We start from the raw sequence: 23,128 nt of genomic DNA on the forward strand, positions 1-23,128 counted from the left end.
CGCGTAAACCCACTGGCATACCAGATCGGCAGGTTAGTCGATGCGAATGAGTTGATTATCCTTGCTGGTGATCACCGCTTCGACGATTCGGCAACAGGATTGGTTTTTCAGGTAAGCCAAGGCATCGCGCATTCGCTGCTCGATTTCTTCAACGCTCTTGTCCTGCCATTCAGAACATCCACTCAATCCGATCAGCGCTGTCGCAAACACATCTTTCGACGCGTTGACCTCGTCGACAAGCACCTGTACCTCAAGCACAGGTACACGGTCATCAACCGGGATCTGCAGATAGCTGTGCGCCTGCAAACGCTCACCATCCAGGGTCTGGATCTCCGGCCAGTCGCCACCTATCTGCAGCGAGGCACCTTCTGGTGCGCCAGGGACGTAACGGGTAAACATCGGCCCGCCGCCGAGTGCTTCCGCTTCCGGATCCGTGGCCTGATAGGCAGAGGTCAGGCTCTGCGATTCCCCGTCGGCTCGCTTGATGGAAATGTGCCGCTGTAGTCCGACCGACTGCGAGGCGATGATCAGCAGGTCGTCTTCGCAGGCTAAATGCACTGGCTCATGCACGCGAACGGTGACGGTTTCGGCATCCATGGTGTTCTGGATCCGCGCCCCGGCAAAACTGCCAGCGATGTAGATGAACGCGATCGCCTGCTTCCGTTCTGGATCCTTAGGGGAATCGTTGGAAGCAGGTGATTTGTCGTTGGAGTCCAGGATCAGGGTACGATCCTGCACGCCCGCATTGTACTCCCAGCCGATGATGTCGATCTCGCTCCAGGCAACACCAGCAACCCGGATCTCGGAAAGCTGGGAGTCGATGCGCTGCCTGATGTCCATACGGCGATTCTGCATGTTTCCCTCCAGTCGCGATGAACCCTTTCGATCCAAGCATGCAGGATTCGGAACCTCGCCATCAAGCACTTCGATATTGGTGCAGCTGGCGACGTTCGCGAGCAGGCTTCACAATAGGGCTGAGCTTCTCAACAGCCGTTCCCTGGGCGAGAGAAACGATATGGCATTTCCCTCCACACACTGGAGCCTGATAGCGCGCGCCGACGACGAGCCGTCACCGGCACAGAGAATGGCGCTCGAGCGTCTTGCAGTACGCTACTGGCGTCCGGCTTATGTGCATCTTCGTGCACGTGGCATCGACGCAGACGACGCTGAGGATCTGGTACAGGATTTCTTCGAGAACTGGTTGCAGCGCAATCTTTTTGGCAAGGCCACTCAGGTTCGAGGCCGATTCCGTGACTTCTTCCTCACCTCCCTGAATAACTTCGCGAAGAACTGGTTCCGGGACCGCAATGCAAAGAAGCGACAGCCCGAGGGAGGCTTCGGCTCATATCAGGAGGACGAACTGCCAGGTCAGGACGACCCGGAAATCGAATTTGTCCGTGCTTTCCAGAGTGATATGACACGGCAGGTGCTCGACGCGCTCGAGCTGGAGTTCAAGAAATCAGGGAAGGCGCAACACTTTCTCATGTTCCGGCGACGAATTGTCGAGCCTGTCCTGGATGGCGTGGAAGCACCTTCCTATCGCGATCTGGCCGACGGCGAGGAGCTGTCCGAAAAACAGGTCGCCAATCAGGTACTCACTGCACGCCGGGCATACAGGCGCCTGCTGGAGTCGCACGTTGCTGAATATGCCGCATCACCCGAGGATCTGAAGCTCGAACTCGCAGATCTTCTCGGGTACCTGAGACTGGCGTGACCTTCGAAGCCGCGAGCGCAGAATCAAGCCCTGTTTGGTGTATAGCATCCAGAGAACCTGCATCGCATGGAGTTGATCTACTCATGAGGCTGATATTCTGATGGAATTGACGGATGGCGTACGCCTGGTCTGGCAGTTGGGCGCCAGTGAAGCAGTTGCCACGCGCAAGTCGGACATTGGTCCGATCCAGTTTTTCTGTGCTGCCACCAAGGTTCGAGATCTGCTTTCGGATCCGAAGGCACTCGCCGATGCTTTTCCGGGTCTGAAGCTGGCTGATCTCACCGCAGAAGTTACGCTAGCACTCGAACCCATCGCCCGGGCAGGTGTAGACCTCACACAACTGAGGCGAACGCTGCGCGCTCGAGCCGGCATCGGCAAGCACCTGCACACTGCGGGGGATACGATTCACCGCTCGGAGGCACTGCGAGCGGTGTTTCAGCACGCGCAGCGGCAGGCAGATACCCATCGGCGTGTGGCCGTATCGCTTCGCGACATGGTACACGCGATGCTTGCCGATCCTCAGCTGGTGGTAAGCCGGACGTTGACTGAGCTCGGAGTTGATTCGGCGATTCTCCTGCAGGAGATTGCAAACCAGGAGAAGGGCGAGGGCTCGGTGTATCCCGACCCCACTGGCAAAACACCCAATCTCGACCAATTCGGCCGCGATCTGACTGAGCTGGCCAGATCAGGTCGGCTCGGTCCGGTCATCGGCCGAAGAAAGGAAGTGCTCAGCGTGATCCGAACGCTTGCCCGGCGTTCGAAAAACAGCCCCGTGCTCATCGGTGAGCCGGGAGTTGGCAAGACTGCGGTGGTGGAGCTGCTCGCTATCCGTCTTGCCAGCGGCAAGCACCAGGACGTGCTCGGCCCGCGCCGGGTTGTAGAGTTAAGCCTGGCGACGCTGTTCGCCGGGGCCAAGCACCTCGGTGAGCGCGAAGCGCGATTGGATGCCATCATCAAGGAGTGTCGCTCAAATCCTGAGGTGCTGTTATTCATCGACGAATTGCACACACTCGTACAGGCAGGCGGCCAGGCCGGTTCCATCGATCCGAAGGACATTTTCAAACCCGCGCTGGCACGCGGCGAGATTCGCTGCATCGGTGCGACCACGATTGCTGAGTACGAGGCACACATCGCGCCGGATCCAGCCCTCGAGCGGCGTTTCGATCCGATCATGGTAGTGGAGCCTACGTCCACTGAAGCGTTGGAGATATTGCGCGGCCTTGTTCCCACGCTGTCGGCACATCACCGAATGGGGATTCCCGACGATACTCTGGAAGCCGCAGTGGGCCTGTCATGTACTTACGATAGCGAGCACCATTTGCCGGACAAGGCGATCGATCTGATTGACAAGGCAGCAGCCCTGGAACGCATACCCGCGCTGAGCGTCTTGGAGCCGGGCCGGAATTCCGATGCGATTGCAACGCCTCAGCTTTCACGCGACAGCGTCATCCGAGCCCTCGCCGACAAGCTTGGCCTGCCGCCCGAAGCGCTGGGACAGCGCCTTGACTCCGAGCCGCCGCAGGATCTCGAGTCAGCGCTCAATGAGCGCATTCTCGGCCAGACTGAAGCGACCCGGCTGGTGGCCGAACGATTGCGAGTGGCCGACGCGGGGCTCCACAGTCCTGATCGTCCACGGGGCGTTTTCCTGTTCGTTGGCTCAACAGGCACCGGAAAAACCGAGATGGCTCGTGCGCTCGCCGATTGCCTGTTCGAGACGCCGGGTAGCCTGATTCGTCTGGATCTATCGGAATACATGGAACATTACGATGCCGCCAAGCTCATCGGCGCTCCGCCCGGCTACATCGGCCATGACGAGCCTGGCCAGCTCACCGGCGCGCTGAGAGCCTCGCCTTATTCCGTCGTGCTTCTGGATGAGGCGGACAAAGCCCATCCGCGTGTTCTCGATCTGCTTCTCCAGGTGTTTGATGCCGGGCGTATCACCGACGCCAAAGGACGAACGATCGATGCCCGTCATGCCGTGTTCGTGCTCACGGCAAACGTGCCCACGGGTCAACTTCCGCAGCGGGTGGGCTTTGCCGCATCGTCCCAACGCAGCGATGATCGAGAAAACGTTCTCGCCGCGTTGAAGGACCATTTCCGTCCAGAATTCCTGAACCGGATCAACGCTACTGCCGTGTTCCGTCCGTTGACCATGGACCACACGCGGACGCTGACCAGGCGCCATCTGGATCGAATCAGGAAACGTGTCGCTGATCGATACGGGGTCAAGCTCGAGATCGAGGCACAGGTAGTCGAGCACCTGGCCGAAGCTGGCTACAGCCCGGAGTATGGTGTGCGAGAGCTGGAGCGGACAATCGAACGCCAGTTCGATGCGCCGCTCGGCGAGTTGCTGCTGTCTGCGGCTGGGGCGAAGGGTCCCGTCAAGGCAGTCCTCAGCGAGAAAAGGATTCTGTTCAAACCGGACAAGGAATTGTGACCATCCCCAGCGTGCACGGTGCCGCCTACCGCCCCGGCCAGACCATCCAGGGGCGTTGGCGTATCCGCTCGGTTGTCGGAGGTCACGGTAACTCGGGTATGGGTATCGTCTACATCGCGGACGACACGCTCGAGCAGCGCGATGTGGCGATCAAGACCTTTCAACCGGAACTCGTAGCGAACGGGCAGATCCGTCAGCTGCTTCTGCGTGAAGCAAACGTCTGGCTGAGCATGGGCCGCCATCCCAATATCGTACATGTGGAAAATGTTGAAGTTTTCGGCACTCAGCCTTTCATCTTCATGGAGTACGTGCAGCCCGACGCCAAGGGTCGCAACACGCTGGCGCACTATCTCAACGGCGACCCTCTGCCGCGTGAGGCCGTGGCGCGCTGGGCGTTAGGGGTCTGTGAGGCGCTGTCCCATATGCGCGCCTGCGGCATTGAAGCCCACCGCGACCTGAAACCTGACAACGTCATGATCGACCCGCAGGGTGTGGCGAAAGTCACGGACTTTGGCCTGGCGCGTGCGTACCGCGGTCTGCAGACCAGCACCGCACCATCAGGTGGCAGCATGCCCGGCCTCACCGTGGCGGGTACATTGGTCGGCACCCCCGGATACATTGCACCCGAGATAGTGCTGGGCGGCGATCCGGATGTGCGCAGTGACATTTTCGGTTTTGGACTCATTCTCGCCCAGATGATTACCGGCCAGGCCTGGGCGCCCCTGACGGGCGATTGGCGAGGGGATGTGTGGAGCTACGAGGAGGCAAATCTCGAGATCAGGCGGCGGCAGGCACCCGCAACCGAACGCTCACCATGGCACGGAATCGTAGCGAGATGTCTGCGGATTGATCCGATCGAGCGGTTCGAGCACTTTGCGGCCCTTGCGCACGCCCTGCGCGTAGCCTGCACCCGGGCGGGTATCTCCTTTAATGAGCATGGCTTGAACTACACAGAACATCCCAAGCAGGTCCTGGACCGCGATGCATTGGGCCGGATCAACGCGCTCTACAAACTCGGCCGCCACAAGGAAGCACTGGTGGAGGTTCGGCATCTCCGTCGTGAGATGCCGATGGACACCGCGCTGCTCGACATCGAGGGCACGTTGCTCACGGATAGCGGGGATCTGAGTCGGGCGGTTGAGCTCCTCGAGCTCGCCTGCGAACTCGATCCTGATGGCATGGCGCACTGGAACAATCTAGGCCGCGCTCTGCTGGCACAGGGTAACTTCGACGCAGCGCTCGAAGCCTTCGAGCACTCCACACACCTCGACCCTAACGCGGTCAGTGCCTGGACGAATCATGGGTTGTGTCTGCTGAACCTCTCGCGCCACCAGGAAGCCGTGGAGAGTTTTCAGCTGGCGCTGATAGGCGATCCATATAACGTCTCGGCATTGCTTGGGTTAGCCAACGCTCTGCATGGACAGGGTCTGGAAGCCGATGCACTTGCAATCCTGGAACGGGCCGTGGACGTGGAGCCTGACAATCCACAGGCGGCGCAACTCCGATCGATGTGTCTGGCAGCGCTCACTTCTCATCCTCCGGAACGGTCGCTGAGCGAAACGCTGGACTACGCACAAACATGCTACGACCAGGGCGCATATCAGGAGGGGCTGAAAATCGTCCGCGAAGCCCGCTTCCGGTTCGGTGAAAACAGCGATCTCTGGATCGACGAGGGAGCTTTCCTTACTGATTTGGGTGACCATGACAACGCACTGCGCATGTTCGACCGGGTGCTGCGTAACCAGCCGGACCGTTTCGAGGCGCTGACGAACAAAGCGCGGGTGCTTCGTCACATGGGCAAACCACAGGAAGCGATACCATTGCACAATCGGGCCCTTGCGATCGCACCGAATGAGTGGCTGCTGTGGATCAACAAGGCCGCCTGTCAGGAAGATCTGCAGTTGGGTGAGCAGGCCCTGGAAAGCTTCCGACAGGCCCATGATCTCGCCCAGCGCGACGGAATGCTCGAGGCCTGTATCGGATTCGCACCCAACAGCTATGCCATGCTCAAGGCGCGATCTCTTCTGGGCTCAGGACAGTTCCTGGAGGCCGACAGGCAGGCCCGAACGATCCCTGGCGGGACCCTGTTCAGTGCCGATGCGCTACAGTTGGGTGCCCGTGCAGCCCTTGGTCACGCTACTCGAATGCTGTCGGCCCGTGAGGCCACTGCAGCTCAGACCAGACATGCTATCAACCTGCTCGAACGGGCATCGATTGAACTGACCGATCCGAATGAAGCTAGGGATACCCGGAAACTCATCACCACCGTACTCACTGATTTCCTCGATCGCAACTACCCGTCTCTGGTCGAGCGAGATGATCCCGACGAGGCTGAATGGGCTCTGTGGGCAACCGTGCATCACAGCCTGTCGGAAGAAACTCGCGAGTGGGCGCAACGGCAGTTAGCTATCATACTGGCAAACCGGGTGATCGACGCCTGTAGCGAGCAGGCTGACCACGCAGCCATGGCATGGCTCTGGCAGGCCTTTTCTCTGGCAGGCGGCGATGTGGAATTGCAGGAAGAACTGCAGGTGATGCGTGAAGCACTGGTGACGCGCATCGGTAGCTTGGGAACACTCGCCTGGGATGATCCCAACGGACGGCGGGCGGCGATGGCACATCGTTTCCCGGACATTCGAACATGGCGACGAGGCTGGCTGGACTGCAGCACGAAGCTTGACACCCTTGAAGCCGATACGGATGACACACGGAGCCTGTTGCTGCTGGATCACTTGCGACTGGCTGTAAGCTGGGCGGAACGGAGACACCCTCTGGAGTTTGCCGGCACCCGAATCGATCTGCGTCAGGGATGTTCACTCGCAGCCACATTCGGGCGAGCGGAACTGACTGCACGCCGTTTCTCGGGACCGATCGCACTCGACGCCGGGAACTGCGCAACGCTGCTGGGCCTGGTCGACTTTGCCTGGCAACTCCTCGGCCCGGATGCCAGGTCCTCGGTCGATGCCAGGGAACTCTGCGACAACTTCTACCAGACTCATCCGGGATTCGGAGCCACCGATGTCACCGAACAGCCTCTGATCCAGATTGTTCACGGTACTGTCTCTTTTCAGGTCAGCGCGTCCGCAGATGGCCGGATGAAGCAGGATCGTTGTCTTTCACCTCCCAATCCCGTACTCCAGGCGCAAGGCCTACACGCTCCTGAATTTTTTTCCTGGTCAGACGCACCCGGTGATACTCAAGACAGGCTATGTCTGATCGATACGTGGTCCGGCCGGCTGTGGATTCCGCCAGCTTCACTCGCCACGCTGGAAGGCCGCACTTTGCGGGAGCTGAACCTCTTTATCGATGGTAAACCCGAGAGCCTGTTCGTCGTATGCTGACGCCGGATCACGCTGCTGTGACGCAGTGATGCCATTCAAGGAGGAACACGGTGAACGCTTTACGCCCAATCTCATCTGCTGCCAATGGATAGGAGAACAAAACTTTATTGAAGTAGCCGCGGTCCACACGGATTGCGACGTGCGTAGTCAGTGCATCGCCTTCGCGCACGGACGCCCACTGCCAGTCCAGGCGGTGCCCTGCGGCGAACGGGAGGCTCAGACACCGCTTCCCCAGGGTCCGTGGCTCTATTGCCCCACCTCTAAGCATGCGCAGGGACTGATCGCGCTCTTCGATCACCTCGTGACTCGAAGCACCTTCCTGAAGAGAGAGCTGGCGATCATAAAGAAAAGTGTTCGCGCCGAGCATTTGGCCATCCCGAGTGTCAGCTTCGTATCGGCAGATCGTCACCGGATCGTGCTCGTCGCGCACCTCCACATATTGGAGATACAGTCCACCTACTTCTGCCGGCACGCTGGCACTCTCCGTGAAAACAAACATCGATCCCGTCGCCATCCGCGCTGTATCTCCCACCATCGCGATGATATCAACGGGAAAAGGCGTATGCTGAAAATTATGGGGTGGCTGCGCAGAATCAGTCATCAGTTCGTGTATAGACCTCATGAACGCACTCGTTATCTCATCACAAAGGGAGAGCACATATGACCGAGCGTCGCATAGGTTTTCGACTGAAGAAGCTCCTGGGCTTAAACAGCGGGCAAGAATCGCCATCACCCGATCATCGACCGGAGCAGGTCCAGGCAAATCGGCCAGCGGATTCGGTTCCTGCACTGGAGGGCCCTCTATTCGTCCGCTACGTGCCGATGACTCCGCTCATGCTTCAGCGATCCGGGCCGCTACCCGAACTCCGAACACTCGCTGGTGAAACGCTTCAACCGCGAAGTTTCCTGCAGGTGCCTCTTTCGGCCGACGTTAAAGCGCGCGAAATTCAGATCATTCTGGACGACCTGGAGGTATCGGAAGACGATCTCCTCGACGCCTTGCGGGATGCTTCTCAGGAGTGGCAGTTTTCCGGCTGCTCCCTGGCCGAAGTGTGTTCCACGCTATTCGATACCCTCGATCGATTGGCAGCTGCAGGCTCCTGTCGAGTCATCGAAGCCCTGGCCACTTCGGAGTCGGATGACTTCATCAGGATCGATCGAGAGGATGGGATTGCACAGCACGCGCTGTTTGATGTAGCCATCACCGATGCCTGTAAAGGTAACATTGCCGGTGTCGTAGTCGCTTTGAAAAAGGGCCTGAATCCCGGCCGCTCAGGAGCAGCGGGACCTTTTCTCCACTATCCAATAACGGTCACAGCGGAGGGATCTGTCGAGGCGCGCATGGAAGCGATCAGTGTGATTCTCGACCATGGAGCGGACATCGAACAGCGCGACAAAAACGGTTGGACCGCGCTGCACGCAGCGTGCCACGCCGGTGAATTGCCCATGATCCGACTGCTTCTGGATCGCGGTGCGAATGCTAACGCCACGGACAACAAAGGCTGGTCGGCATACCACTATCTCACCTTCGAACAGGCTGAGCCGGAGTTGTTCCAAGTGATCCGAAGTGCTGGTGCTGATCCAGACATCCAGAGCACCGCAGAAGGCAACACGGCGCTGATGCTCGCGGTCGATCGGTCCGACACCCGGCGGGTGCAGATACTCCTCGCTAACGGGGCCAATCCCGGCATCGCCCGCCACGATGGGCTTACCGCTCTGCATATGGTGGCAGTAAAGCAGAATGCCGAGATCGTCCGCCTGCTCCTCGAGGCAGGTGCGCCCGTCAACCAGAAAGGCGGCGCTCCCGGCGCACCGCCTCTACACCAGGCAGCCGCCTGTGGTGATGCCGAAATGGTCAGGATGCTGCTCGAGCACGGTGCCGACACAGCGCTGCTCGATGTGAATGGCCATACGGCCATAGAGATCGCGGATGGCAATGGTCATTTCGAAATTGCCCGTCTGTTTGAAGACCACCATGGTGATGACGTATCTGTGCCGCCGGAACGGGCACCCTTTGTGATGGGATCCACAGGCTTCGACGCACCAGCCGAGCCAGCCGCTGTACCCAGGCCGCAGACAGAACCGGAAGCAGAGGATCCTTTCGTCGTGGAACGCATGGCGCTGCTACGTGAGCAGGCGCCGAACATCGCGAAAGCACTCGACGATCTCGAGCAGAAGCTGACCGAAAATCCAGAGGATGTGGCGTCCTGGAAACTTCGCGGCATTCTGCTTCAGCAGATTGGTCTCTCCGACAAAGCTTTGGCTTGCTTCAACAAGGTCGTGGAGCTCAACGAGGACGATGCCGATGCCTTCGTCTATTCCGGCCAGATCGTTTTGTCGTCTTCAGCCAACGCCAGGACAGATGATGATCGCTCGGGATTGCTTGACATCGCGCGAGGCGCATTCACAACTGCGCTATCGAAGGACCCGGGCCATGTCGAGGCGGCAATCGGTCTGGGAGTCTACTGCATCACGATCGGTCATCCGGATGAAGCGCACACCTGGCTCGATCGGGCACTGCAGAACGATCCGAACAGTGGTAAGGCTTACTATATGAAGGGACTGGCGCTGAACTCATCCGGCCGAGCCGAGGAGGCGCAGGCCTATCTGGACAAAGCGCAAGCGCTTGGATTCCAGTCTTCCTGAAGGAGACTGCCGAATGCCCGCCAGTCGGTAAGATCGCGGTGCAGCTGCTCGAGAACGAACAATGGCGTTTGGCAGTTGATCCCGTGGAGCGTTGAGCCAGACGGTGGAGAGCGGCAGAGGTGCGCTGGACTGGCCGCGGTGGTGTCTGACCTCGCGCGACCCGACCGAATCAACTCTTTTACCTGGGCAGGAGTAACCACATTTGTTTCATCGGAATACTTGCTGTCGCCACAGATGTCGCAAATGCTCTTCCCGATCTCCTTTGTGCTCGATGGCCTCAGGGATCGGTCTGGAGAGGTTCGGCATCGCTCGTGATCCAGGGCTCGCCTCCTTTTTTCGCTTCCAGCCGGCGCTTGCGTTTCGCGTTGTACTCGTTGACCAGCGTCCGCTGGTGCTCGAGGCTTTCTCGCTCCCAGGTGCCGCGTGTTTCATCGTTCAGGTTGCCGCAGGTGTCGGCCATCACGCAGTAGGTGCGCGCTTCGAAAGGGTCGTCGTCGGCGTAGCAGACCTGGCCGTCGGGGCAGCTGCCGGGAGAGCAATCGAAGGCGCCGGAGCAGGTATTGGGGGTTACCCGAGAACCGTCCGGGCAGGCGATCTGCCAGCGGGACAGGCACTGGTGGGCACAATCGTGCGAGGACGTGAAACCACTCCCCTGAATTTCGCAGGGAGTTCCTGCAGGATGGCCGCAGCTTCCCAGTAGAAGAAGGGTGAAACCGGCAGCGCCGGAACGGATGCTGAGGAGGCGTGATCTCATCATGTGGCAGATATTACAACACCGGCAGGAAGTTCGGCTGTCGATAGAAAACCGGGGCGATGATCCGGAACTGACAGATAGATCCCGCGACTCATGATGTTCCTGAGAGGGAAGGAACGAATACACTCCATCCGCAGGCAGCCGAACGCTCTGTGACCTGTGTCATCAGAGATCCGGTTATCACCGCGCGGAGTTACCGGGAAACCACGCTGAACTGCCAGAACACTTTCTGTGTATCGTCGTGTTTCGGTATCCTCGTCTTTGCGCTCCTCCAGTCGCTGGTGTCGTCGGTTAGAACGATGAGCGGCACCGCACATTAATGATCAGGTCCCCCTGGAGCGCACCGCTCAGAGACTGCCTGTTCGACCTGCGCCCTCTCTTCGACTCCAGCGTTCCAGGCATTCTGTCTTTTTCCAGGTCTTGCCGACGATCAGCTGACCGCTATCGCGCTCCTCTGAGAAAAGCATGCTGTCTGTGATCATGATCTCCTCAGGAAACGACAGAATCTTCTCAATGATGCTCACTGCCTGCGCATCCAATTGCCACTTCTCGATTTCGCAGCCGAGAATCAGAGCCTGGAGACGGAATTCCGGCCGATCCAGTCCGATTCGTCCATATCCATACACCGGCTCTTCGAGCAGCTGCTTAGCGTAAGACAATGATTCTGTCTCGAAGCGTCGGAGCGCACGGGTCCCATCGACATAGCGTTTCAGAATGCGGGTGACCTGCGCCCGATCAACGATATGTCGTGACCTCGAGTGTGCCTCCGCACCACGCATCCGCCTGTCGGCACGACGCCATATTGCCATCAGTGCACCTGGCTTGTTCCTCGCCAACCATTCGACGTCGTGACGATGCTCATCTACGTCCATATCTCCGATCGTATGGAGAATCCGCTTTTTCTTGTGTCCGGGAGTTTCGATCATGATCCTGACCGCGTCGGTGAACCTCCACCGTCGATGACCGACTCTCAAAACGACCGGCTGATTGGAAGCGGAAAGCGTCAGGTGACGTTCAGTTTCCGTCTCACTCCCGAACCAATCATGCACTGCCAGGGCAATGCGCCAGGACAGGTCCTTTTCACCCACTCTTTCCAGAAAGGTGAAGCGCCATATCCGGTGATGCTGCGGCAGTATCCGGATATCCACTTCCCTCCAGTTCTCCCGATCATCCTCATCGCCCAGCAGTCGGCACTGATATCGAATCCACTGGTTCGATTCGGTCTGCAGTGGTGTTTCTTCGGACCAGTCTTCGAGGCCTGCCGGCCATTTCGGATCGACGTTGAGCAGACGACGCGTGGACGCATCCGCGGCCAGTACGAACGCGGTTCGACCATCGGTCGCGGTGACCGCCTTATCTGCTCCAAGATCGAGCAGTTCACCCACAAGATCAGCGTTGCCGTGCTGTGCGGCAATCATGAGTGCCGTTTGCCCGCCAGAATTCCGCGCATTGATATCTGCACCATGATTCAGCAGGGGTTCGAGACACTTCTCGCGCCCTTCCCGCACTGCCCAATGCAGCGGGCTGTTGCCCCGGATGTCCGGTATGGTTGCGCTTGCACCTTTGAACAACAGACGCGCGGCCAAACCTTCGTGACCGGCACCGCAGGCGATGTGCAGTGGTCTGACTCCCTCCGAAATTTCGTCATCAACTGTCGTATCCCGCTCGATCAATCTGGCAGCGGTGTCCGGCCGGCGCATGGCCAGAGCCAGGCAGAGCGGCGTTATCGTGACCTGGGAGGACTGCAGATCCGGCAACGCGGTAATCAGGGTTTTGCGGATATCACCAGTCAGTTTTAAGGCAGCGTCGCGTTCAACGTTTATCGGCGGCGCCGGATCAGCCGGTAGTTCAACCGCCAATCGACAGTCGGAACGCGCTCCGTGGTCGAGCAATGCGTCGAGGAGTTCTTCCGGCCCACGAATCGCCGCCCACCACAGACAATTCAGTCCATCATGTGAGCCGGCATCCGGGTCGGCCCCTTCGCAAGGAGTGCCAGTGCGATATCCTTCAGTTTCAGCTGCACCGCAAGCAGCAAAGGCGTTTCGCCCCGGTCGTTTCTGGCATTCAGCGGCGCATCGAGATCGAGCAGGTCTCTACACAGAGAGGCTCTTTGGCTGCTTACGGCCAGATGCAATGCGGTATTGCCATCGGGCAGGGCAGCACCCACATCGGCACCACTTTTGACCAGCGCCTGAACCATAGTGCTGTTCCCGGTCTCGGCTGAAGTGAGCAGCGCCGTCATACCCTTCTCGTTCCGCGCTTCGACCTCCGCCCCCGCCTCGAGCAGCAGCCTGACGGTGTCTTCGTCCCCCGCCAGTGCAGCCTGCAGTAGTGGTGTTGTCCCGTCGGCGGAAGCCTGGTTTGGATTCGCGCCTGCTTCGAGCAACATCGGGATGAGCGTTCGAAACCCTTTTTGCACCGCAACAAGCAATGCGCTCCTGCCATCTTCCCCGAGAGAATCCGCAGCCGCACCTTTCCGCACCAGGAATCCCGCCACTTCTTCATGGCCCTGGGTCAAAGCGGTAAGCAACACGGACCCTGTATCCGGTCCCAGGTTATCCACCGACGCCCCGTGCTGCAGAAGGGTCCTGACCACCGATGCGCGATTCTTCAGACACGCATACCACAGCGACGTGTTCCCCGACGGACACTGAGCATCAACTGCTGCACCTGCCGTCAGCAGGGCGATGACCACTTCCTGATGGCCTTCGGAGGATGCGAACATCAAGGCGGTAAAGCCATTAGTATCAACTGCGTCGATCGTCGCGCCGCCTGCAATCAGGTCTTCTACGATCTCCAGGTAACCCCGTTCCGACGCGATCATCAGAGGAGAGGTACCATTATGATACGTCTGGTTCGGATCGGTGCCGTGCGACAGCAGTCTTCGGGCAGCATCAGGCCGCTGAAGGTACACGGCCAGCGAGAGGGCGGAGCTACCGTCATTGCTTAAACCGTTGATATCAGCGCCGGCGTCGACCAGTGCATCGATGAGGAAGGCAACGGCCGTTCCGCCGGCAGACAGATCATGAGCCGCGGCATGTGTCAGGGCTGTTGCGCCGTCGTTGTCGCGTGCATCGACTGACGCGCCGGCGGCCAGCAGGCACTTCAGAGCATCGAGCTGCTTTCTATGCGCTGCATACATCAGTGCTGTCGTACCCCGGGTCGTGGCAAGATCGACTGCGGCGCCCCGATCCAGCAGGTACTGAATTACCTCGGCATGACCCGCTTCGGCGGCGGCCATCAACGCAGTTGGGCCTCCTGCTCGGCGATGATCAACCGCCAGTCCATCATCGAGCAATGCGCTCAGTCGGTTGATATCCGGCTGTGCTGCCGCCGCAAGCAGGGCGTTGAGTTTCTCCTGCTCCTCGAGCAGCCGCTGGGCATCCGGAGCATCTGCGATTCGTTTGTCACCGCCAAGCACAGCCATAGGGTCACATCCTCGCTCTGATGCAGGTGAGGACGTTATCAGTTGTGTTCATTCGCGTCGAATGGCGGCCGGTTCCGGGCCTGACCTGCGGTAACTACTGATACACGGACACCCGTTCATGCGTGAAACTCACCGGTTGGCCATTGTATGGGCATGACATGATAAAAGACCAATTCCGCACGCGTACTGCCCGGAAACCGCTGACTCTCGCGGTAGTTTTTGCCGTGGTTTCCATAGTAGCGTACTGGGTAACCAAGGCCAGCTATGAAGATGATCAGGTGTGGCTGACTTTTCTCGGTGCATGCCTGTTTCTGACCACCATCACGATTTCCGTGTCGGCATGGGTTGTCGCGCTGTGGCGACGCTTTATCGTCGGCCGGCAGCCGGCAGACCCGCAAGCATGATCTGCGCGATCGCCGTGGCTGTGCCCACAGCAGTGTGAAGCCTCAACATGAGGCAATCGCTTAGACCTTTAAGCCGACTTCATGTGCGGCTGATGGATGAAGCCGCCGAGTTCAGCGGTCGACCGGATCTGAACACTTCCCGATCCAGCGCTGCTGCCACCAGGAGGCGATAGAAGCGGTCTTGCAAAGACCGTGGTGCCTCAAGGCCGATTCGCGTCAGGGCGGGTTTCAGCCTTGTGTCGTTTCGACAGCGCCAGCCGTTGGCAAGATCCTTCAGCAGGGCGCGCTTGTTGCCGATATGTTCTGCGAGACTTGAAAGGGCTACGGCAAGCTGTGCCTCCGTGTCGGTATAGTCACTGCCGATGGGATAGAAGGGAAGCGCCTGGAGAAGATCTGCACGGCTGATTGCCGCTGAGAGTACTTCCGGGGTGTTACGGGTTGCTGTGTCAGGCAACCGGTAGTCGGGAGCCAGTTTACCACTCGCGACCGCCTGCAGGCGGAGATCTTCCTGGAATCTGGAGTCCGCTATCCCAAGCAGGCGAATGATGACTTCGCTGTCAGACGCGCCGCGAAGATCCGCAGTACCGTATTCGGTAACGACAATATCTCGAAGATGTCGGGGAATCGTGGTGTGTGCGTAATTCCAGACAATGTTCGACGTAACTTTACCTTTTCTGGTACGAGTTGACGGTAGGACGATGACTGAGCGCCCACCAGGGAGTTCATGTGCCATGGCAACAAAGTTGTACTGACCGCCAACACCGCTTACAACCCGACCATCGGCAAGACCATCGGAGACCACGGCACCCAGCAGGGTCACCATCATCGCTGTATTGACAAAGCGTGCATTGGTTCGCTGTGCGAACTTGGTATCAACGTCACCGAGCAAGCTGTTGGTATAGCTGATCCTGGTCATGTTGATACCGCGTCGAACCTCCACCGGAAGCTGTCTCAGTTTTTCGTAGAAGCCGGCAGACCCGAGAAAAAACCCCGCATGCAGGAATATGTCCGTGTCCACAGTTCTCCGCAGCACGCCAAGGGTGTGTAAATGGAGAAATCCTTCCACGAACATCTCACTCATGCCGTAAAGGCCGGTGGGCAGATCGTCTGTGGCCCCGTCAGCTTCCAGTGCTTGTGCATGCGCACGAAAGGTTGCGTTCTGCTGGTGCCGCATACCGATCGCCCAGGCAACCGCGTCGCCGATACTGCCGATGCCGATCTGCAGTGTTCCGCCGTCCACGATCAGCGCCGCCACCCGGATTGCGATAATCTGTTCCGCCAGCGGAACGAACCGGTTAGGCACGGGGAAGAGCGGGTAGTGGGTGCTGTCACTCTCAACCAGCATGTCGAATTCACCGGCTGCCAGTACCGCATCCCCATACATGAATGGCAGTGCCGGATTTATCTCACCGACCAGCAGGGGAGCGCTGCCACCGCCATTCCGGGCCAGATCCAGCAGGTCGAGTGTGACATCAGGATTGCACCCCAGGCTGTACGATTCACCCTGGCCATCGTCCGGTGCGACCAGCTGGGCAATGACATTTATGCCTTTGCTATGAAGATCGCGTGCAGCATGGGTATAGTTGGTGCTGACGTAGTTCTGCTGCACGACGGGTACTGTAAGCCACGCTCCGGGTCTTACATAAAACTCCTCGACGGTCACGTTGGCGGGCAACGCGCTTTTACGCAGGTCCCGGACATATTCTAAATCGGGAACCGACTGATACAGCCGTTCAAAAATGGGACCAAGCAGTCGGCGTTCCAGCTCCGATCTCGCGGCTGGCCGTTCGAGTGTTAAAGCGGTGAAGATGCTTAATTCAACACCCGGGTCTGCACAGGCCCGTCGGTACAGCGCGTTGATCAGCTGTACCGGTTTGCCCAGACCCAGTGGAAGGGCGATCCGAATCCTGCCGGAGAGGTACTCAACCAATCTCGCGGCACAGGCGTCAACATCGCTAAAAGAAGTGCTCATGCGGTGAGGCTACTATCTGCTCGATTAGTGCAGAGTCTGGAAGAAGCTGTGTGTTCTCACAAGATATGGAGAGTCCGGCCACGGTCGCAGCGGGCCCTGCACCTGTAGTCAGCGCCACCAGAGACATCCATCGTTGAATGGTTCCCATCCCGTTTTTTCCACTTGCATTTTTGAATCTTTCGTGAAGCACAGTTCTGGATCTGATCTGTCACGGAAGGTTGTGCATTGTTTGGAATGGGAGACTGTTCGGGGAGACGGGCGCCTGTGTCGTTCTGCGAACCATAAGGTACGCACCCAACAGCCAGGTCTAATTTGTGAGTCTATAGACCCTGGCAGCGGTCCCACTAAACAGATCCGCCTTTTCCTGCTCGCTTGCTCCGGCCCGCCCGGCGATACGCTTGAAGGTATTCCAGAGTGTTCGGAAGGATATGCACTCCCGGTCGACCGGGAAGTTGCTTTCGAACATGCAGCGTTCCGCACCGAATGCCTCGATGGCCGCGAGGTACCAGGGAAACAGAAGATCGCAGCATTCTTCGGAGGATATTGGTGTACTGCGTTTATGCATGTGGAATGCCGGTTTCCAGTCATCAATCCGCATCTGTGTACCACCGAGCTTGATCACGGTGTTGGAACAGCGGGCTACTGACTCAATACATTCCCGCCAGTTGTTGAATGTTGTCTCGTCCGCCGCTGTATCTGTTCGACCGCCGAGATGATTGACGATTACCGTCACATCCGGACAGGCCTCTGCCAGCCTCCCCAGCGCAGGCAAGCGTTCGTAGTTGGGCGACCAGTTGTCGAAGGAAAGGCCGTGTTTCGCGAGTATCGTGAATCCTTCCAGGAATGTGTCATTCAGGTCGGAAGGAAAGGCGCTACGGATACCTCGGAAATTCGCAGAAGCATTCATGTGTGCTTTAAGTACAGGCTCCACGGCTGCTCCGATGCGCAGGTCGGCTGTGCTGAAAATTCCCGAGCACAGGCGCGCATTGCCGTAGACGCCGGAGCGGCTCATGGCAGCGATACCGTGAGCAAACTCCGTTTCTCCAACGCACCGGAACAGTTCCGGTCCGTCAGCCCGGTAGAAGGAACCGCACTGGGCGAAAACTGTTTGGGTGATGTTATGACCGCAACTCCTGATGTCATTCGATATTTCTTCGCAGAGATAAACCTTCTGCTCGGCGCTTGCGAAGGGTTCCGTTCTGGAGTTGCGAATGTCCCACAGGTGATGGTGGGCATCGATGATGGGCAGCTCAGGTTCGAGAATGTCCTCGGGAGTTTCACGCTGGATGAACGCATCTATTGCGCTGTTGGCGGCGAGGCTCATGACTCACTCGGCGCCGAAACTGTTTTCTCAGCGAAAGCCATTATCGCCCCATAGTCTGCCTTGCCGTTAGGGGCACGCTCGAGGTTGTCCTTGCTGAGAATGCGCTTGGGGATCTTGTACGCGGCCAGGTGCTGCCTGGCAAATTCCCTCAGTTCCTGTTCATTGATCTGGTGGCCCCTGGCGAACTGTACGACCGCGGTGATGGACTGGCCCCATTTTGCGTCCTTAACACCAAACACCAGAGCATCTTCAACGCCCTCGTGCAGTTTCAATGCCTCTTCCACTTCCTCCGGGTAGACTTTTTCGCCAGCGGTATTGATGCAGTTGCTGCCTCGACCCAGGAGAGTCAGTGTTCCGTCCGTTTCCACACGCACCCAATCCCCGGGAATGGCATACCGTACGCCGTTGATGACTTTGAAAGTCTTTTCCGTCTTCTCCTTGTCCTTGTAGTAGCCCAAGGGCAGGTGTCCTGTCACGGCGACCATACCTGCTTCACCAGAGCCCGGCGCCACTTCGTGGTGCGCTTCGGTGAAAACCTTGCAATTGGGCCCGATTGTGAACTTTGCAACATCGACTTCCCTGTCCCTGGTCATCTCGGAGGCGCCCATTCCGGCTGCTTCTGATGAGCCGAATATGTCCAGCAGTCTCAGATTCTCGTTGTGGCGGAGCAATCCGGCCTTGACCTCCTTTGTCCACATGACACCCGAAGAAGTGATAACCGCAAGGGATGAAAAGTCCCACCGGCCCGGGTTGGCATCGAGTGCTTCCAGTAATGGTCTGGCAAAGGCATCGCCCACAATCGTGATCTTTTTGACGTGGTACCGGTCGATGTAGTCCAGCGCCATCTCGGGATCAAATCTTCGCGAAGGCAGCGTGATACACGTACCGCCGTGCATCATGGTGGAGATTGCAACCGTCAGCCCTGTCCCATGCATGATTGGCGGCAACGGCATGCTGACTGGGCGAGGATTACTGACAATCATTCTGATGAAGGCTTCCATATCCGGGAAGGGCAGGTCGCTGAGGCCTGTATTTTCTACCGCGGTGTTCTGAAGCCTGAAAAGATCATCGTGACGCCACATTACGCCTTTTGGCAGACCCGTCGTGCCCCCCGTGTACACGAATATAAGATCATCGGGACTATGCCTTGCATCAGGGGGGGTGCCGTCGCCCTTCTCGGCAAGCTCCTCATAGACGGAAGGTTCGCCATTGTCGGCAGAGACCCAGAGCTTCACCTTCGGCAGTTCCCCGCGAATCTTGTCTACCAGCGGCTGGAATTCCGCCTGGTAGACAACAACTGCTGCATCAGAGTTGTCGAGCAGGTAGATCAACTCATGATCGATGTAACGATAGTTGACGTTGACATGCACCAGATTTGCTTTGAATGCAGCGGCGACCCCTTCGGGGTACTCGGGACAGTTGCGGAGGTAAAACGCGATCTTGTCACCCGGTTGTACACCTGCTTCCAGCAGGTTGCGGGCGAGATTGTTGGTGCGTCGTATAAAGTCCTGCCAGTAGATGACCCGGTCGCCATGGATCAGGGCGGGCTGGTTGGCGGGTGTAACTTTTTCAACCTCGGCAAGGATTTCTGCATAGTTCCAGGCGTAGCTCATTTAACCAGCTCCTTGAGAATCAGGACCTGAGATCGCCGGGGATAGGTATGTCAGTCAGACCCATACGCAGACCATGCCCAGGGTCGAGGTTCAGCCAGACAAGGTTTGGACCCGCCTCGGTAACGCTGATGTTGTGAGAAGCAAGGAACCTGCAGGCACCCGCAAGGTCTGCAGTCGCGAACGTGATCGCGTGGACAGCTTTGCCCGCAGCAGCGTAATCGGCTCCCTCTGGTGTATCCTGCGTAGCTGGTGCAACTGCATCGATGACGGTGTCTTCACCGATTGCATAGTATGCCCGCGGGGTAGCTGGATTGGTGGTATCCCTGTGCAGCAGCGAACCGCCCAGTACCTCACCGTACAGCCAGTCCGCATGATCAAGGTTGTGCGTCAACACTGTCACGTGTGAAGTGCGAAGGAGCGCCAGGGGATGATTTCGCCAGAGATCAAGCTTGAAACTTCGTCCAAGTCGGGGATCAGCTGCAAATCCTGGTTCGGCAAATTCAATCAGCACACCTGTATCCCTGGGATGAGTCCAGACTGCCATTCCTGGTTCGGGGTCCGTCACAGGACGACCATTTAAACCAATCAGGCGGATTTTGTAGTCAAGCAGCCGGCGCGCGAATGATTGGACGTCATCCGCATACCACGCAATTGAATGCATCCGATCACCGAAGCGGGCGCGGTAGCGAGCCAGTGGCGTGTCTGCATCGGCGGGATCGTCTGAGGGATGGATTGGTTCGAAGCACTGATCAGCGATGATCGCCAGTGACGCGTACCTTTTTCCCCCGTCCTCGTAGTCGTGGTAGGGACGCAGACAGGAAAAGACCTCAAAAAAAAGACGGTCGGTGGCGGCCAGATCCTCGACCATGTGGGCAAGATGGTACAGTTTTCCTATCACGGCAATCTCCGGGTTGAGTTCATGGTTTTCTCGTTGTCCCAGCCTCTGACGTCACGCATGTTTGCCGGCATTCCAGCCACCTGCTGTCAGGTTTGAAGATGCAAATTCCCTTGGCTTGTCTTCGAGCGTGGTAGCCAGCGTGTCGTTCCAACGGTTCAGGAACCCGAAGAACGAAATAACCGCGACAATTTCTACGCATTGTCTGTCTGAGTAGTGTTGTTTAAGTGCCTGAATGTGTGCCGGTTCGACGGCGTTTGGCACCATGCCCGCATGCAGGGCAACGCGAAGCGCAGATCTTTCTGATTCTGAAAAAATCGGGCTCGATTCAAACTCGAAGGCGGCCTGGATTTTTTCAAGGCTGACACCCATAACCCGGGCACCATGAGAGGTATGGGCCTGGCAGTAACTGCAACTCGCAGCATTGCTGACTACAAAGGCAATCAACTGCTTCAATCCAGCCGGCAGTTCGCCGCTGCGAATGACGGCACCTACGTTGCTTACTGCTTGCAGCAGTTCAGGCCAATGGGCCATTGTCAGCATGCTTTCGGGCACGAAACCCATCGTTGATTCCACCATCTGGAGTACGGGCTCCAGTTCTGTGAGTTCTTCGCGTGCTCTGGGTTGAACCAGCGTCATACCTGTCCCCTGCTGTCCGGAAACAATAATACATATAATTATTTATTAATCTACATTGTTCTCGTGCACTGGTTGCTTGCGGAGGAATCGTGATCATGGCCAACGGATCACGCCGCTGCGCGGATGATCTTTGCGAAGTTCTCAGGCTGCAGGGGGGAATGACGACGCTCCGCGAACCGGTTCAACACCAGTGAACCTGCTGAAAGTATCGTCCTTTACGCGCGAGCGCTGCGGATCGTCACAAGTGGGGTTGACCGTGGCTTCGATGTCTCGGTTCAGAAACGCTGAATCAGTAACTCACCCGTGGTGGACTGTTGCTACATCCCGGTCGAGCTGAGCGAGGGCCTGACAGCTCCGCCTCCTGCGTTCACACTCGAGCGGTTTGGAACCGGAGCCGGGTGGGGAAGAGATGGCTCAGACGGTATTCGACTGCGCCGCGGACCTTATGAAGGACCGGAAAGCGTTTGTTGAACCAGGTGCCGGATTGCGGGACTGACGACACCGACACGCGGACTACGCGAGGTGCCTTGAAAAGCGCGCGTAACCTCTTGTTGCCCGCCTGATACGGGAATGCTGACAGATGAAATGCCGTCGCTCTTTACAACACCAGTGTGCCCGAATAGGCTGCATGGTTAGATAAAATATAATATTTATTAAAAATGACCAATCCGGACAACAGCGAGTGGCTCAGGCCAGTAAGGCGAATAGTGACGGGACTGGATCCCCAGGGGCGGTCCTGCATCGTCGAAGACGGTGAGTCACCAGCAACCGTAACAATGGAGAATCGAACAGGATTCAGAAATGCAAACATCTGGAGGACCATGGGAGCAGATCATTCGGTTACGGAGGCTGACACGATTACAGAGCACTTCGGTGTCTCGCCTCCTCCGGGCGGAACGGTCCTGCGGGTGATTGATTTACCTCCGGAAGATCCGAACCCCGAGGTGCGGCGTCGCCAGATGGAGGAGTCCATCAAGCAGTTGTTTCCCGATGCACAGCACAAGGGTGGTGAGCGTCACCCGGGGATGCATGTTACGGACACGGTTGACTACGCGATTCTGCTTGAAGGGGAGATTGTAGCGATCATGGAATCGGGAGAGACAACCATGCGTGCGGGTGACATTCTCATACAGAGAGGGACAAATCACGCGTGGGCTAACCGATCAGACCGGATAGCACGAATGGCATTCGTACTTGTAGACGGCGAAAAGTAACTGGTCACTCTTTCGTGAGATAAGCCGATACAAGTTCAATCATGAGACGCTGCATTTTTCGGAAGTGCTTGCGGTCGTTTTTGTACATGTCGAACAGAACCTGGCCATAGTATGAGGAGGCCAGGAGATCCTTGGCAGCAATCACACGCTCCCTGTCAAGGTTCAGATCCTCGAGGTACCACAGGAACCATTCCTCATGACGTTGGGAAGTTGCCCGCAGGGTGACTCTCAGCTTTTCTCCGAGCGGTGTTTTTGTTCTGCTGTAAGACATCAGTTCCACGTACGCCCTGTAGCCGGTTTGCATACGCCGGATTCGTAGATCTGTGAGTTTGAACAGGCGTTCATCAAGTGTGCCGGTTCGCTTCAGGACATCGTAGTTTCTTCGATTCTTGTCAAACAGGTACTCGATGGTGGCTACGATAAGCTCCTCGCGGCTGCCAAACAGATATTGAATGGCACCTGTTGTGCATTCTGCGCGGGCGACCACATCGGCAATCCTGATGCCGGCGATGCCGAATTCGTCGAGACAGGACACGGTTGCCTGAAGGAGTTTAAGCCGTGTTTCTTCGCGTCGCTCCGCCTGGCTTCGCCGGGTGCGTTGAGTTCCCATGTTCATCCTGCTGTTCCAAATTCCCCAAATTGATCTTAGTTCGATTGATGGCTTACTTCGCGGAACCCGCAGAACTCGAAGAATCCGTGGCAGTAAAATTATGGCCACAAATTGGCTCAGCATCAATTTCCGCATGAA

At 57.8% G+C, this 23,128-nt stretch carries 18 protein-coding genes; 7 read left to right on the plus strand and 11 right to left on the minus strand.

The features are described from left to right. Window positions 1-33: 33 nt before the first annotated feature. Window positions 34-855 (minus strand): hypothetical protein, encoded by an 822-nt coding sequence (locus tag R3E82_03900; protein ID MEZ5550010.1) that lies wholly within the window; start codon window positions 853-855, stop codon window positions 34-36. A 160-nt stretch (window positions 856-1,015) separates the two neighbouring features. On the opposite strand from R3E82_03900, the gene R3E82_03905 reads away from it, so the two are divergent. The 3 genes from R3E82_03905 to R3E82_03915 all read left to right on the plus strand — a co-directional run bounded on the left by R3E82_03905 (window position 1,016) and on the right by R3E82_03915 (window position 7,492). Next, on the plus strand, window positions 1,016-1,714 hold the full coding sequence (locus tag R3E82_03905) for a hypothetical protein (protein ID MEZ5550011.1): 699 nt from the start codon (window positions 1,016-1,018) through the stop codon (window positions 1,712-1,714). Between the two features lie 100 nt (window positions 1,715-1,814). Then, window positions 1,815-4,151 carry an ATP-dependent Clp protease ATP-binding subunit gene (locus R3E82_03910; GenBank protein ID MEZ5550012.1) on the plus strand — a complete coding sequence of 779 codons (2,337 nt, stop codon included), beginning with the start codon at window positions 1,815-1,817 and terminating at the stop codon, window positions 4,149-4,151. Then, window positions 4,148-7,492, plus strand: coding sequence for a tetratricopeptide repeat protein (locus R3E82_03915; GenBank protein MEZ5550013.1), 3,345 nt, complete (start codon window positions 4,148-4,150; stop codon window positions 7,490-7,492). The genes R3E82_03910 and R3E82_03915 overlap by 4 nt, the downstream gene beginning before the upstream one ends. A gap of 7 nt (window positions 7,493-7,499) precedes the next feature. Here the strand turns inward: R3E82_03915 and R3E82_03920 are convergent, their stop codons facing one another. Beyond that, entirely contained in the window at window positions 7,500-8,282 is a 783-nt protein-coding gene (locus tag R3E82_03920; GenBank protein MEZ5550014.1) for a hypothetical protein, read from the minus strand. Window positions 8,283-8,404: 122 nt separating this feature from the next. Between R3E82_03920 and R3E82_03925 the strand changes: the two genes are divergently transcribed. Next, window positions 8,405-10,138 carry an ankyrin repeat domain-containing protein gene (locus tag R3E82_03925; protein ID MEZ5550015.1) on the plus strand — a complete coding sequence of 578 codons (1,734 nt, stop codon included), beginning with the start codon at window positions 8,405-8,407 and terminating at the stop codon, window positions 10,136-10,138. Window positions 10,139-10,415: 277 nt separating this feature from the next. Here the strand turns inward: R3E82_03925 and R3E82_03930 are convergent, their stop codons facing one another. Beyond that, on the minus strand, window positions 10,416-10,895 hold the full coding sequence (locus R3E82_03930) for a hypothetical protein (protein ID MEZ5550016.1): 480 nt from the start codon (window positions 10,893-10,895) through the stop codon (window positions 10,416-10,418). A 344-nt stretch (window positions 10,896-11,239) separates the two neighbouring features. Beyond that, window positions 11,240-11,701, minus strand: coding sequence for a hypothetical protein (locus tag R3E82_03935; protein MEZ5550017.1), 462 nt, complete (start codon window positions 11,699-11,701; stop codon window positions 11,240-11,242). A gap of 39 nt (window positions 11,702-11,740) precedes the next feature. Between R3E82_03935 and R3E82_03940 the strand changes: the two genes are divergently transcribed. After that, window positions 11,741-12,691 carry a hypothetical protein gene (locus R3E82_03940; protein MEZ5550018.1) on the plus strand — a complete coding sequence of 317 codons (951 nt, stop codon included), beginning with the start codon at window positions 11,741-11,743 and terminating at the stop codon, window positions 12,689-12,691. Between the two features lie 143 nt (window positions 12,692-12,834). On the opposite strand, the gene R3E82_03945 is transcribed toward R3E82_03940, so the two are convergent. Then, window positions 12,835-14,319, minus strand: a complete 1,485-nt coding sequence (locus R3E82_03945) for an ankyrin repeat domain-containing protein (protein MEZ5550019.1) — start codon at window positions 14,317-14,319, stop codon at window positions 12,835-12,837. 158 nt (window positions 14,320-14,477) lie between these two features. Between R3E82_03945 and R3E82_03950 the strand changes: the two genes are divergently transcribed. Next, window positions 14,478-14,723, plus strand: coding sequence for a hypothetical protein (locus R3E82_03950; GenBank protein ID MEZ5550020.1), 246 nt, complete (start codon window positions 14,478-14,480; stop codon window positions 14,721-14,723). A gap of 79 nt (window positions 14,724-14,802) precedes the next feature. Here R3E82_03950 and R3E82_03955 read toward each other — a convergent pair whose 3' ends face one another. From R3E82_03955 to R3E82_03975, 5 genes are all read right to left on the minus strand, one after another. Further along, the gene (locus R3E82_03955) at window positions 14,803-16,695 is read right to left on the minus strand and encodes an acetyl-CoA hydrolase/transferase C-terminal domain-containing protein (GenBank protein MEZ5550021.1); all 1,893 of its coding nucleotides are present in this window, start codon (window positions 16,693-16,695) and stop codon (window positions 14,803-14,805) included. 307 nt (window positions 16,696-17,002) lie between these two features. After that, a complete protein-coding gene (locus R3E82_03960; GenBank protein ID MEZ5550022.1) occupies window positions 17,003-18,019 on the minus strand; it encodes an amidohydrolase family protein in 1,017 nt (338 codons plus the stop codon). Beyond that, on the minus strand, window positions 18,016-19,632 hold the full coding sequence (locus R3E82_03965) for an acyl-CoA synthetase (GenBank protein ID MEZ5550023.1): 1,617 nt from the start codon (window positions 19,630-19,632) through the stop codon (window positions 18,016-18,018). The genes R3E82_03960 and R3E82_03965 overlap by 4 nt, the downstream gene beginning before the upstream one ends. Before the next feature lie 19 nt (window positions 19,633-19,651). After that, window positions 19,652-20,530, minus strand: a complete 879-nt coding sequence (locus R3E82_03970; protein MEZ5550024.1) for a VOC family protein — start codon at window positions 20,528-20,530, stop codon at window positions 19,652-19,654. A 51-nt stretch (window positions 20,531-20,581) separates the two neighbouring features. After that, on the minus strand, window positions 20,582-21,166 hold the full coding sequence (locus tag R3E82_03975) for a carboxymuconolactone decarboxylase family protein (GenBank protein MEZ5550025.1): 585 nt from the start codon (window positions 21,164-21,166) through the stop codon (window positions 20,582-20,584). A gap of 821 nt (window positions 21,167-21,987) precedes the next feature. On the opposite strand from R3E82_03975, the gene R3E82_03980 reads away from it, so the two are divergent. After that, window positions 21,988-22,380 carry a cupin domain-containing protein gene (locus tag R3E82_03980; protein ID MEZ5550026.1) on the plus strand — a complete coding sequence of 131 codons (393 nt, stop codon included), beginning with the start codon at window positions 21,988-21,990 and terminating at the stop codon, window positions 22,378-22,380. A gap of 4 nt (window positions 22,381-22,384) precedes the next feature. Here the strand turns inward: R3E82_03980 and R3E82_03985 are convergent, their stop codons facing one another. Beyond that, window positions 22,385-22,996: a TetR/AcrR family transcriptional regulator gene (locus R3E82_03985; GenBank protein MEZ5550027.1), complete on the minus strand. Its 612-nt coding sequence runs from the start codon at window positions 22,994-22,996 to the stop codon at window positions 22,385-22,387. Window positions 22,997-23,128 lie beyond the last annotated feature (132 nt).

It is taken from the genome of Pseudomonadales bacterium, assembly GCA_041395945.1.
Classification (GTDB): Bacteria; Pseudomonadota; Gammaproteobacteria; order Pseudomonadales; family Azotimanducaceae; genus SZUA-309.

What these genes read in the sequence shown, in the direction of transcription:
- R3E82_03900 (MEZ5550010.1), bottom strand. Translation starts at nt 855, where the DNA reads ATGCAGAATCGCCGTATGGACATCAGGCAGCGCATCGACTCCCAGCTT.
- R3E82_03905 (MEZ5550011.1), top strand. Translation starts at nt 1,016, where the DNA reads ATGGCATTTCCCTCCACACACTGGAGCCTGATAGCGCGCGCCGACGAC.
- R3E82_03910 (MEZ5550012.1), top strand. Translation starts at nt 1,815, where the DNA reads ATGGAATTGACGGATGGCGTACGCCTGGTCTGGCAGTTGGGCGCCAGT.
- R3E82_03930 (MEZ5550016.1), bottom strand. Translation starts at nt 10,895, where the DNA reads ATGATGAGATCACGCCTCCTCAGCATCCGTTCCGGCGCTGCCGGTTTC.
- R3E82_03935 (MEZ5550017.1), bottom strand. Translation starts at nt 11,701, where the DNA reads ATGGCAATATGGCGTCGTGCCGACAGGCGGATGCGTGGTGCGGAGGCA.
- R3E82_03945 (MEZ5550019.1), bottom strand. Translation starts at nt 14,319, where the DNA reads ATGGCTGTGCTTGGCGGTGACAAACGAATCGCAGATGCTCCGGATGCC.
- R3E82_03950 (MEZ5550020.1), top strand. Translation starts at nt 14,478, where the DNA reads ATGATAAAAGACCAATTCCGCACGCGTACTGCCCGGAAACCGCTGACT.
- R3E82_03955 (MEZ5550021.1), bottom strand. Translation starts at nt 16,695, where the DNA reads ATGAGCACTTCTTTTAGCGATGTTGACGCCTGTGCCGCGAGATTGGTT.
- R3E82_03960 (MEZ5550022.1), bottom strand. Translation starts at nt 18,019, where the DNA reads ATGAGCCTCGCCGCCAACAGCGCAATAGATGCGTTCATCCAGCGTGAA.
- R3E82_03965 (MEZ5550023.1), bottom strand. Translation starts at nt 19,632, where the DNA reads ATGAGCTACGCCTGGAACTATGCAGAAATCCTTGCCGAGGTTGAAAAA.
- R3E82_03975 (MEZ5550025.1), bottom strand. Translation starts at nt 21,166, where the DNA reads ATGACGCTGGTTCAACCCAGAGCACGCGAAGAACTCACAGAACTGGAG.
- R3E82_03980 (MEZ5550026.1), top strand. Translation starts at nt 21,988, where the DNA reads ATGGGAGCAGATCATTCGGTTACGGAGGCTGACACGATTACAGAGCAC.
- R3E82_03985 (MEZ5550027.1), bottom strand. Translation starts at nt 22,996, where the DNA reads ATGAACATGGGAACTCAACGCACCCGGCGAAGCCAGGCGGAGCGACGC.